Origin of the sequence: Clostridium chromiireducens (assembly GCF_003575225.1) — a bacterium.
GTDB lineage: Bacteria > Bacillota > Clostridia > Clostridiales > Clostridiaceae > Clostridium > Clostridium chromiireducens.
In genome coordinates, this window is record NZ_QXDJ01000002.1 from 653580 (window position 1) to 672818 (window position 19239).

Consider the following 19239-nt stretch of genomic DNA (forward strand, 5'->3'; position numbering starts at 1 on the left):
GAAAATGGAGAATATATTAGGCTATTATTTAATGCCGCATCCACCGATAATTATTCCAGACATAGGTAAAGGAGAAGAGAAAAAAATAGAGGATACAAGTTTAGCTTGTAATCAAATAGGGCGGGAGATAGCTGATATTAAGCCATATACAATTATAATTATAACCCCACATGCTACAATGTTTTCAGATGCTATAGCTATATCTGATGAAGAAAGAATTTCTGGAGATTTAAGTCAGTTTAGGTGTACTAATATAAAAATGGATATGCCCATAGATAAAGAGTTTAATATTAAGCTTGGAACAGCTTGTCATTTAGAAGGAATTCCATCTGTTCTTGTGACTACCGATTTATTAAAAAGGTATAATGTAGATTATGAATTAGATCATGGCACGATTGTTCCGTTGTATTTTATAAATAAATACTATAATGAATATAAATTAGTCCATATTACATATTCAATGATAGGAGATATTAACTTATATAAATTTGGTATGGAAGTAAGAAGGGTGGCAGAAGAATTAAATAGAAAGGCAATAGTAATAGCAAGTGGGGATTTATCTCATAAGCTTAAGAATGAAGGTCCTTATTCATATTCACCATATGGAGAAAAGTTTGATCGTGAGCTTTTATATAATCTTGAAAGAGGCGATGTACTCGAAGCTTTTAATATGAATAAAACTATGGTTGAAGAAGCAGGGCAATGTGGACTAAATTCTGTATATATACTTCTTGGTGCTATGGAAGGGAGAGAAATAAAAGGGGAATTATTATCTTATGAAGGAACATTTGGCGTAGGTTATGGAGTAATGAAACTAAAAAGGCAAGAAGGTAAGAAGAACTATTTAGAAGAATTGATAAAGCATAAGGAAGAGAAACTTGAAAGAAAGTTAAGTGGTAACAACCCTTATGTAAAACTCGCTAGGGAAAATTTAAATCATTATTTCTCTCATGGAAAAAGTTTAGAAGATACATCAAATTTACCAGATGAGCTTTTGAATGAAAAACATGGGGTTTTTGTATCTTTAAAAAAATTTGGTAATCTTAGAGGATGTATAGGTACTATATCACCTACTACAGATTCAGTTGGAGAAGAAATTATCAGAAATTCTATAGAGGCTGCGATGCATGATCCAAGATTTCCAGAAGTTTTAGAAGATGAGATGAATGAGATTGATATATCCGTAGATGTGCTTATGGATTCAGAGCCATGTAGCAAAGAAGATTTAGATCCTAAAAGATATGGAGTTATTGTGTCTTCTGGCGTGAGACGCGGATTACTATTACCAGATCTTGAAGGTGTAGATACTGTAGAGGAACAGTTACAAATTGCTTGTGATAAAGCAGGTATAGATTTTGATGATGACTATAACATAAAAAGATTTGAGGTTGTAAGGTATAAAGAGGATTAAGTTTAAAAATCATATATTGACATATTTAAACATTAATTTATAAAAAAAGTTAAACACCTCTTGACAATAAAAGAATGTTCGTTTATTATAGAAATATAATAGAGGTGTTTAAATGAGAAGGAAAGATGATGGGAAGGAAAAAAGCATAAAAGAAGCCGTAATTAAGCTGATACTTAAAGAAGGTTTCCATGGTACTTCCATTTCAAAAATTGCAAAGGAAGCAGGAGTTTCTCCAGCAACAGTTTATATTTATTATGAAAATAAAGAGGTAATGTTACAGGATATATACCTGGAGTATAGTGAAGAAATTTTTAATTATGTTCTTAATAAGCTCGGTGATTACATGGATGGACCACAATTAATAGAAGTGCTTGTTAAAGAATACTATATATATATTAGAGAGCACAGTGAGATTTTTCATTTCGTAGATCAATTTTCAAACTGTCCAGCTTTATCTAATCAATGTTTAACAAGAAAAGGAATAAATAATCTTAATGATTTCTTGGATGGAATGAAGGAAAAAAAAGTATTCAAAAACTTTCAAAACGATAATTTAAGAGCACTACTTTTTTATCCAGCAAAATCAATTGCAATTAATCAATGCATTGAAGAAAATGAGAAAGATGAGTTACTTAAAGAATTGATTAAAATTATACAGAATGCTTTGTTAATGTAAACTGTAATCAAAAGAATTAAAGCGAGAGAAGTTTGTAAGCAAAAAATTGCAAAAAGTATCTCGCTAATATTGAACAAATATTTAAATGAGCATTCGTTTATAAGATTTGATTAAGGAGAGGATGATTAATATGATTAATACAAATAATAAAGGGATAGTAATTCCAATTTATGACATAGTGCTATTACCAGGCATGATTCACACATTAAAATTAAATAGATTTAGCGAAAAAGAAATTGGAAATTTAGCTGAAGAAGAACAAGTTAATATTGCATTACCTTTAAAACAAAGCTTTGGTCAAAGTAAGTTAAAGGAAGATGATTTTCATAAAGTTGGAGTTTCATTTCAAGTAAATGAAATTGAAAAAACAGAAAGAGGATATCAAATAAAAATTAAAGTTTTAGATAGAGTTGAAATTAAATCCTTTGATATTGAGGAAGATTCTATCAATGTAGAATTCGAGTTTGCACCTGATGTTATTGATATTTCAGATAAGAGCCAAGAGGAAATGGTAGAATATATTAAGAAAGTTACTAATGAAATTAGTGAAAATTTCAAAGGTTCAGGAGATTTCATGAAGACAATAGAAAACCTAAGAGATTTGAATAAACTTATGGGATATTTAACACATTTTATGCCTCTTTCAAACGAAGAAAAATATGAATTAATAGAAACTCAATCTCTAAAAAATAGAGGACTTAAATTTATGGATTATCTATTAAAACAAAAAGAAGCATTAAAATTACAATTTGAATTAGCACAAAAATTTACTGAAAAAGCAAATAAGAATTATAGAGAATCAGTATTAAGAGAGCAACTTAAGGCTATCCAGAGTGAATTGAATGAAGGAAAAAGCCAAGGGACTAAAAAGGACAAGGATTATTTTAATAGAATTCAGGAAGCTCAAATGCCAGATGAGATAAAGGACGCAGCTTTGGAAGAATTGAACAAGTTAGAAAGTCAAAGTCCAAACAGTTCAGAATATAATGTTATAAGAAACTACTTGGATTTATTAGTTCAACTTCCTTGGAAAAAGAGTGAACCGAAACTTATTGATTTAGAGGAAGCAAGACGTATCTTAAATGATGAGCACTATGGTCTTGAAAAGGTAAAAGATAGAATAATTCAACATTTAGCAGTAATGCAGCTTAAAAAAGATAAGAAAGGTTCTATTTTATTATTAGTTGGACCTCCGGGAACAGGAAAAACAAGTTTAGGTAGAAGTGTTGCTGAAGCCCTTGATAGAAAGTATATAAGATTAAGTCTTGGTGGTGTACGTGATGAAGCAGAAATTAGAGGACACAGAAGAACTTATGTTGGAGCAATGCCAGGAAGAATTATTCAAACAATTAAGAAAGCAGGGGAAACAAACCCGGTTATGATTTTAGATGAAGTAGACAAGTTAATGGCAAGTTATAATGGAGATCCAGCTAGCGCTTTATTAGAGGTTTTAGATCCAGAGCAAAATAATACTTTTACAGATCACTATTTAGACTTACCATATGATTTATCAGATGTGTTCTTTATAGCAACAGCGAATTCTTTAGATACAATTCCTAGACCTCTATTAGATAGAATGGAAGTAATTCAAATTTCTAGTTACACTATGAATGAGAAGTTCCATATTGGAAAGAATCATTTAATTCCAGCCGTTCTTGAAGAACATGGATTAAATAATACTCAGTTAGTTGTGGAAGATGAAGCTTTAGAAAGAATTATAAGCGAATATACACTAGAAGCTGGTGTGAGAGGGCTTAAAAAGCAATTAGCGACCCTTGCAAGAGTTGCATCTGAAAAAATTGTATCAAATAAAGTGGAGTTACCATTTAAGGTTACTGCAGATGATTTAGAAGAAATACTTGGAAGAAAGGTTTCTAGTCATGATAAAGCACAACAAGATAATTCACCAGGAGTTGTAACAGGACTCGCATGGACACCTGTAGGCGGAGAAATACTTTTCATTGAAGCCACTGATATGCCAGGAAATGGACAAGTTACTTTAACTGGTCAATTGGGAGATGTAATGAAGGAATCAGCGAAGATTTCATTAAGTTTACTAAAATCAAGATTACCAATGAATGCTGTAAACTTCAAAGAAAAAGATCTTCATATCCATGTTCCATCAGGATCAACTCCAAAAGACGGTCCATCAGCTGGAATAACATTATTTACTGCACTTGCATCGCTTGTTACAGGTATAAAAGTAGATTCTAAACTTGCTATGACAGGAGAGATTACCTTAAGAGGAGCAGTTCTTCCTATTGGAGGATTAAAAGAAAAATTATTAGCAGCACAAAGAGCTGGAATAACAAAGGTTTTAATTCCTAAGGATAACTTGATCGACTTAAAAGATGTTCCAGAAGAAGTTAAAAATCAGTTAACTATTCTAGCTGTAGAGACAGTTGAGGATGTTCTTAAAGAGACTTTAGGTATATCATTACCAAAAGCAGAACATGTTTTTAATCCGAATTTTGCACAAGAAACTTTTAATTTAAACCAAATCTAAATAGTTCTATAAAAATAAATAGAACTATTAGTTAGATAAGATTTTATATTAATTGATTAAGAAGGAGTATCTAAAAGGATGCTCCTTTTTATTTATGATAGTACATGTTAATTAAAATGAGGTTTAACTGAAATTAGTTTTTGAAATCAGTTAAACCTCTATTTTGGACATAATTGAAAAAATCCAAATTAATATTTATAAATAATATAATCTTAATCAAAAAATTGAGATATACCTATTATAATCATTAATATACCAGCAAATATAGTTGGTTTATTCCCTATATTTAATTTTGTAATGAATTTTAATGCAAAGTTACCAGAAAAGAATATAGCTAAGCTAATTATAAAATAAGGGAAAGACACCATAAATGCATTATATCCAATTAATGCAGAGCTGACTGAACTGCTTATATCGTCTAATGCAAGGGCAATACCTACAGATAAGGCTTCCTTATATCCTAATTCCCTGACATGAGTATTGTCTAAATCAAAACTTTTTTTACTATGAATCGATGTGTATATCATTCTTATACCCATTACAACTAAAAGTAACATACTTATGATAGAACATTCGGTATCATTAAAATAATTGGATATAAATTGACCAAATAAAGAAGCTAAGAATGAGACTAAAAAAGCAAGAAATGATATTATCAAATTCTTAGCCAGATTAACTTTTATACCAGCTACACTATACGCTACTCCTACTCCAATATTGTCGATACTATTAAGAATTGCTATAACGAATAAATATATTAGTTGCATAGTTTTCACCCCCTTAAATAATTCAGGCAATTTGACTTGTTATCTTTTTGAATATGCCTTAAGTAGAATAATCTCTAAAAAAGAAATTTGAGGGGAGTAAGTCAACTTATTGCTTTTGAGAATGCAATACTATGCTTTTTATCCGATAGCTAGCATCCGTAACACTCCAAATATATGAAACATAGGGGCACTCACAGAGTAAGCGACTATCATCAAATCATAGATTTGGACTTTTACTTATCTGCTTAACTGGGAGATAACGGCTGCACGCTCCTGGACGGGGTATAAGTTCAACTAAGATTCACTTGATATATTATATGCAAGATGACATAGTATGTTATAAATATTAATTAGTGTAAAGGAACAAACTATAGATTATATAATTAAAGAAGGTGAACAATATGAATGCAAAGATACCATTTTATGAAGAATATAAAGATAAGATTAGATGTAGAATATGTCCTCATAACTGCATAATAGATGAAGATAAATTTGGAATATGTAGAGTTAGAACTATAAAAGATAGTGTACCTACAGCTATTAACTATGGAGAAGTTACATCTATAGGCATTGATCCAATAGAAAAAAAGCCATTATATCATTTTAGGCCTTCAAAGAATATTCTATCTATTGGAAGTTTCGGGTGTAATATGACTTGCAGTTTCTGTCAAAATCATGAAATATCTCAAGGAAAACCGCAAACTCAATATATAAGTATAGAAAAGCTAATTGAAATTATTCCATCAGTTGAGAACAATGTTGGAGTTGCGTTTACTTATAATGAGCCTTTTATGTGGTATGAATATATGTATGATTCCGCTAAGAAAATAAAAGAAAACAATCCTGATACAAGTGTTGTAGTTGTGACTAATGGTTACATTAATGAAGAACCGCTTAAGAAACTTCTTCCTTATGTTGATGCAATGAATATAGATTTAAAAGGGTATACAAATAGGTACTATAGCAATATTTGCGGAGCAAAGTTAGAACCAGTTTTGGAAACTATAAAAAGGTGTAATAATCAGTGTCATATAGAAATAACAACATTACTTGTTAGTGAAGAGAATGATTCTTTAGAAGAGGCCAGACAAATTGCTGAGTTTATCGCTAGCGTTAACGAAAACATACCTCTTCACTTGAGTAGATATTTTCCAAGATATAAAATGGAGAATGCCGCTACCAATGTAGAAAAAATAACTAATGCACAAAATGAAGCTGAAAAATATCTAAAGCATGTTTATGTTGGAAATGTTCAAGGTGTAGACAATAACACTTATTGTGATAATTGCAATAAGCTGCTTATTAAAAGAACAGGATATTCTACAGAAGTATTTATAAGAGGTAATAAATGTGAAAATTGTGGTGAAGAAATCAATATAATAGTCTAAATAAACTATAACTTATACTTATGCAATAAACAACCGAAAGAGAAGTTGCTCTGTTTCTCGGTTGCTAAAAAAAATAACTGTGGATTTCTATCAGTCAAAGTTGCACCAGTCCTGCTTGTTCCTTAGGCGAGCTAATGACAAGCAGAACTGGAACAACTTTTACTGAAGAAATACCTACAGTCATTTTTTCAATGCAACACTACGAAAAAGAGCACCTTCTCTTTCTGATATGGAAAGTATTACAAAGTATAAGCCAAATTCATGCTTTGGCCATCTATATATAGGAAGATGTAATTAATCAGAATTTCACGCATGCAAAACCATCATAACTATATAGATTAGATATTTGATTTTCAATATATTAAGGGATAAAAATGATTTTATAAAATCATTCGATAGATTTTTAATTTAAGAATTAGACTAACTATCCATACTTATTAAGTTTGATTGTATAACGTTAATAGAAATAAGTGACATATTGTTTGCAGTGTTTCATTGGAATTTTGATGGTAATGATTGTTAAGTGAAATTCCAAATCTATGATTTGGTAAATTGAACTTACTCAGTGAACGTAGTGAGTCGAGTTTCCTTTAAAATTTCCACAATGCTTGTTCAACGTTTCTCGTTGAGGCAAGCATTGTGGGTACAACTTCTAGTCGTAGAATCATCCATCGAAATGCCTAGAAACCGAAACACAATATGTCACTTATTTCGGTAAGTTATCACAAAACTAAGTTTTAGTATGTTTATCTATTTGATGCATTATTATTTATTAAGTGAAAATGGGTTGAATTTAATAGCTCCACTATATTGGTAAGGATAAAATTCTTTTAAATGAGAAAGATAACATATCCATTGTGATGTTAAAGCCTTATAAACTCTACAGATATCATTATTGATATGAAGAATATCATCTCTAGTTAATTCTTTATGCTGTAAGAAAATAATCTCATCTCTTAAGTGCATTAGAGGCATAAGTAAATTCGAAAAAGTTTCATGTTCTAAGACATTTTCATTACTTATTAGATTGGATAAAATATCTCTACTTTCCACAACGAGTTTTTCAAGCCTACTATAATCTATTTTTTCGAAATTAATCTCGTGACTATGATTTTTAAATTTCAAATTAGAGGTTTTTAGATCAGTAAAGTCTAAATCTAGCAATTTAATTTTTTCATCACCAGCAGCAATTATCTCTAAAAGCGTAAAACCAATATCACTAAAAAATAGTCCAACTAACATATTTAACTTACTTAAACGCTCAAGCCTCGCACGTCTTTCAACAAGTTTTTCAAATACAAGTGTAACTGCAAGTATGTTTATTGGAATAAAACATAGGTTCATTAAAGAATAATATTCAGTGTTTTCTAATTGACCAAACATTAAATAATGAATAAGGAACATTACAAATGATAAAAAAAATAAAATAAATGATACAAATAAATAGTGTTTAAAATTCTTCATGATGTCTCCTTTAAGATAGTTTTAAGGCACATGAAATTTTTTTGGTTGTGCCTAATAAATAACAATATCCAGTTTAAAGAATTTGTACGAATATGTAAAGATATTATCATTTGTATTCTTATGGTAATTGGCCTATAATATATTAAATATCATTCATTTTATCAATAAAATTATGATATTTAGTAGAGAATTGAATACTAACATTCAAACTAAGGGGGACATGCTATGAATTTAAATGAGTGCTTAATAAGTAAAGATAAAAATCTATTACAAATAGATAGAATATGTGAATTATTAAAAATGACTTACTGGGCAAGTAAGAGGGACAAGGAAACTATCTTGAAATCTATGGAAAATTCAGTTTGCTATGGTGCATATTATGATGATGTACAAGTTGGTTTTGCAAGGGTTATAACAGATTATGCTACGAATTTTTATATTTGTGATGTTATTATTGATGAGAAGTTTCAAAGAAAAGGAGTAGGCAAAAAGCTTATAAAGGAAATTTGTGATGATAACAGCTCGAAATCCTTATTAGGGCTTTTAATTACAGAAGATGCACACAAATTATATGAAAAGTTTGGGTTTGAAAAAGATAGTACGAGCTTTATGTGCAAAAAGAGAAGTGAGTAATTTTATGAATCTTATGTTTAATAATTTATGATAGAAAATGAATATTAAGGATTTTACTAAACTATAAGGCACAATAAAAAAATAATATATTAATGAAAGAATTGAGGAAATTATGGATAAAGTAAAAAAATGGGTTCCTGAATTGCAGAGTTTAAGTGGACTTTCTATTATATTTGTAGTTCTCATACATGCTACATCATACTATCTTTTAAGTGTTTTACATATGGACTCTTTTGAGAAAGTAGATTATTCAACTAGATTAGTGGACAACCTTATTCATGGTGCTGTACCGATGTTCATATTTATAGCTGGATATAAATATGCTTTAAATGATTCAAATAAGCCTTATAAGGAATTTATTAAGAGAAGAGTAAATAAAGTTATAAAACCATTTTTAGTAATTAGTATAACCTTTTTCACTAAGGATATTATAACTAATGCTGAGCACATAAATATAATAAATTTGTGTAAAAGTTTTTTAAGAATATTTATTGGCTATAATGCTGCATATCAATTGTGGTATATACCATTATATATTGTAATATTGCTTGTATATCCAATATTATATAAGATGATTAAAGATGAAAGAATTAGGAGTTTGTTTATTTTAGGAATAGTAATAACCCAATACTCTCTATCATGGTTCATTGATTTATTAGCTAGTCATCCATTTGATTTTGTATATTATCTTTTATATTTTCATATGGGATTAATTTTTTGTAAGTATGATGTAAAAAATAAGTTTATGAAGTTTGATACCATAATAATAGCTGCATATATAGTAATAACACTAGCAATAACATTTAACACTATTGATTACGTAGCTGGCCCTTTAAAGAAATTTATATTATGGCCATTATCCGTAATGGCATATTATTTTTTTGTTATAAGAATAAAAGAAAATAAAATACTACAATATTTAGGTAAGTATTCTTTTTACATATTTTTATTGCATGAACCAATCTTTTGTACAGATATATCGTATTTTTTTAAATCAGTTGGTATTTATTATTCTGTATTTGAATCTTTTATAGTAGGAATATTTACACTAATTGTAACGATGATACTCTATAAAGTAATAGAGAGTACATTTATAAAAAAACTGATATTTTAATGGGTTTGAAAAAGGTAGAGTTGGGAGGACACGATAATGAATAAACAGGAATTTGAGGAATTTTTAAATAAAAAGATACCAATAACAAAGGCAATGGGGCTAAAGGTTGTAGAATTTACGCCATCAAAGGTTCGAGTATCAGCTAAATTAGAACCTAATATAAATCATAAAGGAACAGCATTTGGAGGAAGTATTAATACTCTAATGACTATTTGTGGTTGGGCGATGGTATTTATAAATATTAAGGAAATAGATCCAGAGGTTCATATAGTAATTAAAAAAAGCAGTGTTAATTACTTAGCACCTATACGTGAAGACTTTATTGCAGAATGTGAATTGTCTAATGAAGAAAGTAGAAAGGATTTTTTAGAAACATATAATAGGCATAAAAAGAGTAGATTGAATCTTAAAGTTTCTATAAAGGATGATAAAACAATCTTTGCTGAATATGAAGGACAATATGTGGCATTTAAATAGATAAGTAGAAATAATTGTTGATGGTGAAGAATATAAGTAAGAATTTTACGGAGGAAAATTAATGGGAATTAAGAGTATGCATCATGTTTGTATTCAAACTAGTAATTATAAAGAATCCCTTGAGTTTTATACGAAAATTTTAGAATTTGAAATTGTTCAAGAAACTAAAGATTTTCATGGAAGAGATTTTAATACTTGGTTAAAGCTTGGTGAATTTATGATTGAACTTCAAACTAGTAAAAAAGAAGATACTTTGATTAAATGGAATAAGTTAAATGAAGGAATAGTACATATGTGCTTTTTAGTAGATAATGTGAATGAAGAATTCAATAGAATTAAAAGTTTAGGTTACGATAATTTCAAGCTTAAAAACAATGAAATTATTTATCAAGTTGAAGATAGCTGTCTATTTAAGATAAAAGCACCTGAAGGTACTGAAGTAGAAATAAGAGATAAGAGTGAAATATAGAGGTTTAATATGACCCACTGTTGTCATATTCAATATGATATATTTTGAATATGATTGGAGGGAGATATTAATGAAATATGAGTGGAAGAAGCAAGCAAAAGAATATTACATGCCTAAGAGCAAAGTTGAATTAATAACAATACCAAATTTTAAATTCTTTATGATTAAAGGAAAAGGAAATCCAAACAATGAACGTTTTTCTGAAGAGATAGGAGTTCTATATTCTCTTTCTTATGCAGTGAAGATGATGCCCAAAAGCGGAATTGTACCCGAAGGATATTTTGATTATACAGTTTTTCCTTTGGAAGGTATATGGGATATTAGTGAAGAAGGAAGAGGAAAAAACAATTTAGACAAGAATGAATTGATTTATACGATTATGATTAGACAGCCAGATTTTGTAACGGAAGAAATTGCTATGAAAGCATTAGAAATTGTTAAAAGGAAAAAGCCACATCCTCTATTAGAGCGTATTATATTTGATAGTATAGAGGACGGGGTATGTGTTCAGATACTGCATAATGGCTCTTATGACGATGAACCAAAGAGCTTTGAAAAGATGGAAGAATTTTGTGATTTAAATAATCTTGAAAGAGTATCAAAGGTACATAGAGAAATATATATTTCTGATGTCAGAAGGGTAGAGCCATCGAAGTTGAAGACTATTTTACGCTACAAAGTTAATTATATAGATAAATATTAGTATTGATAGACATAGTTATATTAGGTTCATGGGAAAATATGTTATACTATCATAAGAAAGATCAATAACAAGAAATTAATTTATGGAACAGATAAATTATAACATCTTGTGGATTTTAAGGAGAGATAATATGATAAGTTTATTTACAGCTTTTGCGACAGGAGAAGATTTTTTTTATGAAGGAGCATTTATTGCAAAAGTAAAATATCAAAGATTTAATGAAACAACAAATAGTGAGAGCTTTAAAAATGAAATTATAAAGAATAACAAAAAGCTTTGTATAATTGAGTGTATAGGATATAATGACACAGAAATTATAGAAAAATTGACAGTATATTTGATGATGAATATAGGCGCAAAAGAACCAATGAAATCAGACACGTCCGAAATACAAGGAGTTTTGTGGCGCAGTTTTTCAAAGGAAGAGATTGCTGAGTTTAGTCATACTACAGGAGATACAAATTCAATACATTTAACTGACAATCCAGTTGTTCAAGGGCTATTTATATTAAAAGAACTTTGTAACACAACAAAGGTAAATGAAATAGAAATCAAATACATTCATCCTGTATATGGAGATAATCCTGTGTATATTTTAAGAGAAGAAAATATACTAAAAGGATTTAGTAATGGATTTTTGTGCTTTCAAGCCACAGTATAGTACTAAGTAAATTAACAATTGCGTAGTTTTACATGAAATTTTGATAAGATAGCTTAGCGGATAAATAAAATCAAAATAATTTTTAGTATTAAAAGGGTGTGAATTCTTATGAGATTAAAGCGAATTAAATACTTGGTACAGTTAAGATAATCTGATGGCAGATTGTACCAAGATAAATTAACTTGTTATCAGTTAACTGTACCGCTTTTCAGAGTTATTTATAAATAATGAAAAGAAAAGGAGTAAAGTTATGGATTACAAAAAATTAAAGAGAATATGGCAAAGAGAAGAACAAATGAGCTTTAAAGGATGGGATTTTTCTTATCTTGAAAACAGATGGGAAAGTGATATGTTACCGTGGGATTATAGTTATATTGTGAAAGAATATCTTAAACCGCATTTGAAGTTGCTTGATATTGGCACTGGAGGAGGAGAATTTCTATTAACTTTATGCCACCCATATGCAAACACCTCAGTCACAGAAGCCTATGAACCAAATGTGAATTTATGCATGGAAAGGCTAAAACCATTAGGAATTGATGTAAGGCAAGTTTATGAAGATAATAGAATGCCGTTTAAAGATAATTCGTTTGATATCGTAATTAATCGTCATGCATCATTTGATATAAAGGAAATAAAGCGTATCTTAAGAGCAGATGGTGTATTTGTAACTCAACAAGTTGGTGGAAAAAATAATGAGATGCTTTCCAATAAATTAATTAAAAAATATGAGTCACCATATAAAAAATTTACTTTAGAGAATACATCAAAACAATTTGAGGAAAATGATTTTGAATTAATTTATGAAAATGAATATTATCCATCTCTAAGATTTTATGATATAGGAGCAGTGGTGTATTTTGCTAAAATAATACAATGGGAATTTCCAGGGTTCACTGTTGAAACAAACTTTAATGAGCTTTGTGAATTGCAAGATGAATTAATAAAGAAAGGCTATATAGAAAGTTTCGAACACAGATTTATAGTAGTTGCGAAACTAAAGAATTGATTTGGCGTGATGGTGATACTTTATATTATCCATTAGGAGTAACAGATCCAGATTATTGTGTTTTAAAATTTACTGCACAATCTGGGAGGTTTTATAGTAACTTTAAGTCCGAAAATTTTACTGTTGAATAATTTTAATAAAATATATATAGATAATAAGAATGCCTTATAAGATAGAATAATAAAAGCTATTTTATAGGGTATTCTTATTATTTATATTTAATCATCATAAAATCTTCATAACTTTTTATTATAATTATGATAACGTAATAGTAATTGAATTTTTACTTAATTTTAACTATGTATGTACTGATGCTAGATTTATTTAGAGGTTAGTCACATAATGCTCTTTATTAATAATTGCAAAATTATCAGCGAATCTAAATAAATTTATATAAGGATATAAAGTTTGGCTTTATCATAAAAGCGATTTTGAGGAGGAAATTATGAGTGTTAAAAGGGATATTATAAAAGTATATGATATGACATGCAATTCATGTGAAAATAGAGTAGAAAGAGCTCTAAAAAAAGTTGATGGAGTTATTAATGCAAAGGCCAGCTATAGTGCAGAGGAAGTGGTTGTGGAATATGATAGCTCACTTTGTACTAAAGAGCAGTTAAAAAGTGCAATTAAAGCAGCAGGTTATAGTACTGAAACGTCAAATAATTTTAAATACGTAGGCTTTTTTGTTATAGCTGCAGCTATATTGTTAATTGGAAATTCTACTGCAGGTTTTGACATGAGTGCTAAGTTAAATAATGCATCATATGCAGTATTATTTATTGTTGGTGTGTTTACATCTATACACTGTGTAGGTATGTGCGGTGGAATAATGCTTACTCAAAGTCTATCTAAAAACAGTATAATAGATGAAAAACAGAGTAAGTTTAAGAATTTAATGCCTTCAATTTTATATAATGCTGGAAGAGTAACGTCGTATACTATTATTGGTGGAATTGTTGGAGCTTTAGGTTCAGTATTATCATTATCACTTAATGTAAAAGCTGGCCTACAAATAGTTGCAGGAATATTTATGATAATAATGGGATTAAATATGGCTGGTTTTTCAGTATTCAGAAAGTTTAATATTAAACTACCATGGTCATCATGCAAGATAAAAAATAAACCCAAGGCTCCTTTTTTAGTTGGTGTGTTAAATGGATTGATGCCTTGTGGACCATTACAGACAATGCAGCTTTATGCATTAGGAACAGGTAGTGCGGCAGCCGGAGCCATATCAATGTTTCTATTTTCTTTAGGAACAGTTCCATTGATGTTGGTATTTGGAGCAATATCAGGATTATTAAGTAAAGGTTACACAAAACAGATTTTAAAATTAAGTGGAATTTTAGTAGTGGTACTTGGCTTAATAATGGGAAATAGAGGGCTGGCACTTGCAGGTGTTGGAATTCCAAATGCCACTACATTAGCTCAAAGTCTTTCAGGAACTGAAGCCAATGCATCTCAGACTAATATAGGTAAGGCAACCATGGAAAATGGAGTTCAAGTAATAAGAATGACTGCAGATAATAATGGATATACACCTAATGCTTTCTATGTTCAAAAAGGTGTACCTGTTAAGTGGATAATTTCAGGAAAGCAAATCAATTCTTGTAATAATGCAATTGTTGTGCCATCATTAAATATTCAAAAAACTTTAAAATCTGGTGAAAATGAAATAGAATTTACTCCACAAGATGGAGATATAAATTTTAGCTGCTGGATGGGAATGATTAGAGGAGTAATCAAAGTTACAGATAATCTTGACTCTGTAGATACCTCTAAGGCAGATTCATCAATTCCAGCGCCAAGCAGTGGAATGAGTTGTTGTACGGGTGGAGGGTCAGCAAGCACTGTACCAAAGGCTCCTAGCATATATGGAGATGATTTTAAAAAAGTCTCAACAGATAGATTAATTAAAAAAGCAAATATATCTGGAGATACACAAAGTATTAAGATGAAGGGCATAGGGTATGAATTTGATCCACTTGTAATAGTTTTAGAAAAAGGTATAAAGACAAACTTAAGTATAGATCTTAGTTCATATGATGATGCTGATGGTAATTATGTAATATTAAATGGTGATAATGATGATATAGTGACTAACTTCCAAGGTAAAAAGGATAAAGTAAATGTTGATTTTAGCATAAAAAACAGTGGAACATATTTGATCATTAAAAATAATCAAATTTTGGCTGGAATTGAAGTCACTGACTCATTAAAAAATGTGAATTTAGAAGAAGTTCGTAAAAAGTTTATTAACGAATAAATAAAAAGCCGTTATTACACATAGTATGATAACGGCTTATTAAGTTTATTTTGTTGTATAAAGAACAAAATAGAGTGTTTTAGGTAATATAATATTATTAAATAGAAGATTGACACAAAATCTACATAATTTTTTTATATCATAATCTTATGCTTAGTTTGATAAAGTATGGATGTGGAAATACTAACCAATGATAGAACGTTTATTTAAGAAGGAGGTTTTTATGATGAGAAACTTTACTAAAATTACAGCGGTAATTTTAATGATATTTACATTAAATTTTATTTCGACGCACTCATCTGGGGAGCGAATTATAGATAGAGAGTTAAGTAATGTAAGCCGTTTTGTAAAATTGCTAAGAAATGCTGATTTGAATAACCTTCGAAGTACGTTAAAGAGTATTATTATTGTTCCAAGGAATAATGAAGAGAACAATACAATATATCCTAATGAATTGAAACAATATATTTTAGACAATATTCATAATATAAAAGATATTAAAGTAGTTGAAGAGCCGAAAATAATTGAAATAATAAAGCCAATACAAAAAACTCCAGTAAAGAAGGATTTTCAGTTAGGAGCGATAAAGGAAAATACTAATCTCATTGTAAATGATCCAGGTTATAAGTATGAATGGGATATAAGTTATACAGAAGCAGATAAAGCTTGGGCATTAGTAAAACAAAAGAGAGAAATAAAAGTAGCAGTTTTAGATACAGGGGTAGACTATACACATCCTGATTTGAAAAATAGAGTATTGAAGAATAGCGGATATAATTTTGTAGATGATAATGCTGAGATAATGGATGATAATGGTCATGGAACTCACGTATCGGGAATAATTGCAGCAAGCGCTAATAATAATGTTGGGATTTCAGGAATTACAGGAACTTTAGATGTAAAGATAATTCCAATTAAAGTACTTGATAGTAGTGGTAATGGGGAAACAAATAATATAGTTAGGGGAATAAAGTACGCTGCTGATAAGGGGGCAGATGTAATTAATCTAAGCCTTGGAACAAATTCTAAAAGCAAATCAATTGCTGATGCAATAAATTATGCAAAGAGTAAAGGGGTATTTGTTGTAGCGGCTGCTGGAAATGATGGGGAAAGTAGTGATAATGTTAGTCCGGCTAGTGATGGGGCATTTGCTGTAGCAGCGATGGATTATAATTATAATAAAGCTTATTTCTCAGATTATGGAAACTGCATTAGGGTCTCTGCTCCAGGGGTACAAATACTAAGTACAGTTCCAGGAGGATACGAAGCATGGGATGGCACTAGTATGGCAGCACCAGTGGTAACAGGAATTGCAGCGATGATTAAAGCAGAAGACCCGAATTTAACACCAAGTCAAATAGAAAGCATATTAGATAGTACTGCTAAGGATATAATGTCTAAAGGTAAAGATCAACAATCTGGATATGGGATGATTAATGCCTATAGTGCAATTAAAAAAGTGATACAAATAGAAAAATAGAGTTCATCATTGTAACCTAGAGGCAATTAAGAAAAGAGATAATATAAATGGATCTACATATAATATTCATAAATTTATGTTAAAATACTAGAATATGAAAGTATTATATTAATATAAAATTGCATGAGGTAAATATTATGAATAATATCCTAATAATTGAAGATGAAAAAAGTGTATCAGAAGTATTAAAGGCATATCTAGAAAAAGAAGGGTATGGCGTTTATTCCACTGAAAATGGACTCGATGGAATTGAAGTTTTCAGAAAAGAAAAAATAGATTTAGTAATTTTAGATTTGATGCTTCCAGATATTGAAGGTGAAGAAGTATGCAAAGTTCTAAGAAGAATATCTGATGTATACATTTTTATGCTTACGGCTAAGAGTGCATTAAGTGATAAAATTGAAGGTCTAAATATTGGAGCAGATGAATACTTAACAAAACCTTTAAGTCCAAGGGAACTTACTGCGCGTGTAAATGCGCTATTTAGAAGGATAGGTGGAAATAAAGAAAATATTATTTCACTTGATAAAGGCAAATTAACAATTGATATGGATAGGCGGTTAGTTAAGTTAGATGGAGAAGAAATAAGTTTAACTCCAAACGAATTTGATATACTGTATGTCTTAGCTTCAAATAAAGGAAAGGCATTTACAAGAGAAGCAATTATTGAGAGGACTTTTGGGATTGATTTTGATGGTTCAGATAGGATTATAGATGTTCATATAAAAAATTTACGTAAGAAAATTGAGGAAGATAGTAGGTCACCAAAGTATATACTTACTGTTACAAAAATTGGGTATAAGTTTGGTGATGATATATGAAGCAAAGTATTAGAAAGCGTTTAAGCATAATTATAATATCTTGTTCTGTAGTCGCAGTACTTCTATCCGCTTTACTAGTAAATATAACTATAACTAACACATTTACTAAGTATATGGAAAACATACAAACTCAAAGGAATACTAGATTAGTAGAATATTTTCAACAAGTTTATAAAAGTGATGGTGGATGGCAGCCAACTTCTGGCGAAGAAATGATGCACGAAGCATATATGAGCAATTATTGTCTGACACTTTATGATGAAAATAAAAAAGTAGTTTGGGCAATGAATCATGAAGATATAAAATATAAAAATCATATCACAATAAATGGTTCAGAAGAAACAGGAGTCTATACTACAAGCACTTTTGATATAAATGTAAATGATAAGACTGTAGGCTATATTACAGTAGGTCAATACGCACCTGTTATGCTTTCACAAGAAGATATAAGTTTTAAGACTCAAATTAATAAGAGCATTGTATTTAGTGGAGTATTAACATTATTGATAGTGTCTATCATAAGCTTGATTTTATCAAAACAATTTTCAGAACCTATAAAAGAAGTCTCGAAAACGTCTGTGAGTCTATCACGAGGAAATTATGATTCGAAATCAAATATAAAAAGTGATATTGAAGAAATTAGAAATTTAACTGAAAGTATAAATTCATTAGGGGATAAGTTAAATAGTCAAGATTTGTTACGAAAAAGACTTATTTCAGATATATCTCATGAAATAAGAACCCCTCTTAATGTACTTCAAAACAATTTAGAGGCCATGATAGATGGGATAATGCCTATATCAACCGAAAAACTTAATAATTTAAATGACGAAGTAATAAGATTTGGTAAGCTTTTAAATAATCTAAATGCATTAAAGGAAATTGAATCTAATGAAATTGTGCTTAAATTGGGGAGAGTTAGTATAAGAGAACTTCTTTCTACTGTAATTAGTGATTTTTCCATTGCAGCTAGTGAGAAAAACATAAATCTAATCATGAATGAAGAAGATAGAGATTACATAGTTTTAGGGGATTATGATAAATTAAAACAAGTATTTATAAATCTTATATCAAATGGAATTAAATTTACTAATATTAATGGAACTGTATGGATTAATATTAGTAGTGAATCGGATAAGGTTATTATCGAAATCAAAGATAATGGAATTGGAATTAAAAAAGAAGATTTACCTTATGTTTTTGAACGAATGTACCGTGGGGATAAAAGCAGGCATAAAATTGAAGGTAGTGGAATTGGGCTTACTTTAGTAAAGAAAATATTAACACTGCATTCAGCAACTATTGATGTAGATAGTAAAGAGAGTAAAGTAACTATATTTACTGTATGCATGAGTAAAGAGAGTGAAATTAAATAATGATATTTAAGGCTG

The 19239-nt window shown here is 29.6% G+C and carries 17 protein-coding genes and 1 pseudogene; 16 read left to right on the forward strand and 2 right to left on the reverse strand.

Annotated features, from left to right (window positions below):
• Positions 1 to 4 precede the first annotated feature (4 nt).
• From amrA to lon, 3 genes are all read left to right on the forward strand, one after another.
• Entirely contained in the window at positions 5 to 1411 is a 1407-nt protein-coding gene (gene amrA / locus D2A34_RS08305; protein ID WP_119366295.1) for an AmmeMemoRadiSam system protein A, read from the forward strand.
• Positions 1412 to 1523: 112 nt separating this feature from the next.
• Positions 1524 to 2087, forward strand: coding sequence for a TetR/AcrR family transcriptional regulator (locus D2A34_RS08310; protein ID WP_119366296.1), 564 nt, complete (start codon positions 1524 to 1526; stop codon positions 2085 to 2087).
• A gap of 130 nt (positions 2088 to 2217) precedes the next feature.
• A complete protein-coding gene (lon, locus tag D2A34_RS08315) occupies positions 2218 to 4593 on the forward strand; it encodes an endopeptidase La (protein ID WP_423243113.1) in 2376 nt (791 codons plus the stop codon).
• 212 nt (positions 4594 to 4805) lie between these two features.
• On the opposite strand, the gene D2A34_RS08320 is transcribed toward lon, so the two are convergent.
• Complete coding sequence (locus D2A34_RS08320) at positions 4806 to 5360, reverse strand: manganese efflux pump (RefSeq protein ID WP_079441406.1); 555 nt, start codon at positions 5358 to 5360, stop codon at positions 4806 to 4808.
• Between the two features lie 401 nt (positions 5361 to 5761).
• On the opposite strand from D2A34_RS08320, the gene amrS reads away from it, so the two are divergent.
• Positions 5762 to 6748, forward strand: coding sequence for an AmmeMemoRadiSam system radical SAM enzyme (amrS, locus tag D2A34_RS08325; protein WP_119366298.1), 987 nt, complete (start codon positions 5762 to 5764; stop codon positions 6746 to 6748).
• Between the two features lie 765 nt (positions 6749 to 7513).
• Here the strand turns inward: amrS and D2A34_RS08330 are convergent.
• Complete coding sequence (locus D2A34_RS08330; RefSeq protein WP_119366299.1) at positions 7514 to 8212, reverse strand: hypothetical protein; 699 nt, start codon at positions 8210 to 8212, stop codon at positions 7514 to 7516.
• A gap of 225 nt (positions 8213 to 8437) precedes the next feature.
• Here D2A34_RS08330 and D2A34_RS08335 point away from each other — a divergent pair, with 225 nt between their 5' ends.
• The 12 genes and pseudogenes from D2A34_RS08335 to D2A34_RS08390 all read left to right on the forward strand — a co-directional run bounded on the left by D2A34_RS08335 (position 8438) and on the right by D2A34_RS08390 (position 19224).
• Positions 8438 to 8845: a GNAT family N-acetyltransferase gene (locus D2A34_RS08335; RefSeq protein ID WP_119366300.1), complete on the forward strand. Its 408-nt coding sequence runs from the start codon at positions 8438 to 8440 to the stop codon at positions 8843 to 8845.
• Positions 8846 to 8957: 112 nt separating this feature from the next.
• The gene (locus D2A34_RS08340) at positions 8958 to 9959 is read left to right on the forward strand and encodes an acyltransferase family protein (protein ID WP_119366301.1); all 1002 of its coding nucleotides are present in this window, start codon (positions 8958 to 8960) and stop codon (positions 9957 to 9959) included.
• 36 nt (positions 9960 to 9995) lie between these two features.
• The gene (locus D2A34_RS08345) at positions 9996 to 10436 is read left to right on the forward strand and encodes a YiiD C-terminal domain-containing protein (RefSeq protein WP_119366302.1); all 441 of its coding nucleotides are present in this window, start codon (positions 9996 to 9998) and stop codon (positions 10434 to 10436) included.
• Between the two features lie 61 nt (positions 10437 to 10497).
• Positions 10498 to 10905 (forward strand): VOC family protein, encoded by a 408-nt coding sequence (locus tag D2A34_RS08350; protein ID WP_119366303.1) that lies wholly within the window; start codon positions 10498 to 10500, stop codon positions 10903 to 10905.
• A gap of 70 nt (positions 10906 to 10975) precedes the next feature.
• The gene (locus D2A34_RS08355; protein WP_079441399.1) at positions 10976 to 11608 is read left to right on the forward strand and encodes a GyrI-like domain-containing protein; all 633 of its coding nucleotides are present in this window, start codon (positions 10976 to 10978) and stop codon (positions 11606 to 11608) included.
• 130 nt (positions 11609 to 11738) lie between these two features.
• On the forward strand, positions 11739 to 12269 hold the full coding sequence (locus tag D2A34_RS08360; protein WP_119366304.1) for a hotdog family protein: 531 nt from the start codon (positions 11739 to 11741) through the stop codon (positions 12267 to 12269).
• 250 nt (positions 12270 to 12519) lie between these two features.
• A complete protein-coding gene (locus D2A34_RS08365) occupies positions 12520 to 13278 on the forward strand; it encodes a class I SAM-dependent methyltransferase (RefSeq protein WP_119366305.1) in 759 nt (252 codons plus the stop codon).
• A pseudogene (locus D2A34_RS27160) lies at positions 13269 to 13409 on the forward strand (pyridoxamine 5'-phosphate oxidase family protein); the annotation flags it as partial. The gene D2A34_RS08365 and the pseudogene D2A34_RS27160, both read left to right, overlap by 10 nt.
• 314 nt (positions 13410 to 13723) lie before the next feature.
• Positions 13724 to 15547, forward strand: a complete 1824-nt coding sequence (locus tag D2A34_RS08375) for an urease accessory protein UreH domain-containing protein (protein WP_119366306.1) — start codon at positions 13724 to 13726, stop codon at positions 15545 to 15547.
• A 223-nt stretch (positions 15548 to 15770) separates the two neighbouring features.
• A complete protein-coding gene (locus D2A34_RS08380; RefSeq protein ID WP_119366307.1) occupies positions 15771 to 17027 on the forward strand; it encodes a S8 family peptidase in 1257 nt (418 codons plus the stop codon).
• Between the two features lie 137 nt (positions 17028 to 17164).
• The gene (locus D2A34_RS08385; protein ID WP_079441395.1) at positions 17165 to 17848 is read left to right on the forward strand and encodes a response regulator transcription factor; all 684 of its coding nucleotides are present in this window, start codon (positions 17165 to 17167) and stop codon (positions 17846 to 17848) included.
• The gene (locus D2A34_RS08390) at positions 17845 to 19224 is read left to right on the forward strand and encodes a sensor histidine kinase (RefSeq protein WP_119366308.1); all 1380 of its coding nucleotides are present in this window, start codon (positions 17845 to 17847) and stop codon (positions 19222 to 19224) included. Before D2A34_RS08385 ends, D2A34_RS08390 begins: the two co-directional genes overlap by 4 nt.
• Positions 19225 to 19239 lie beyond the last annotated feature (15 nt).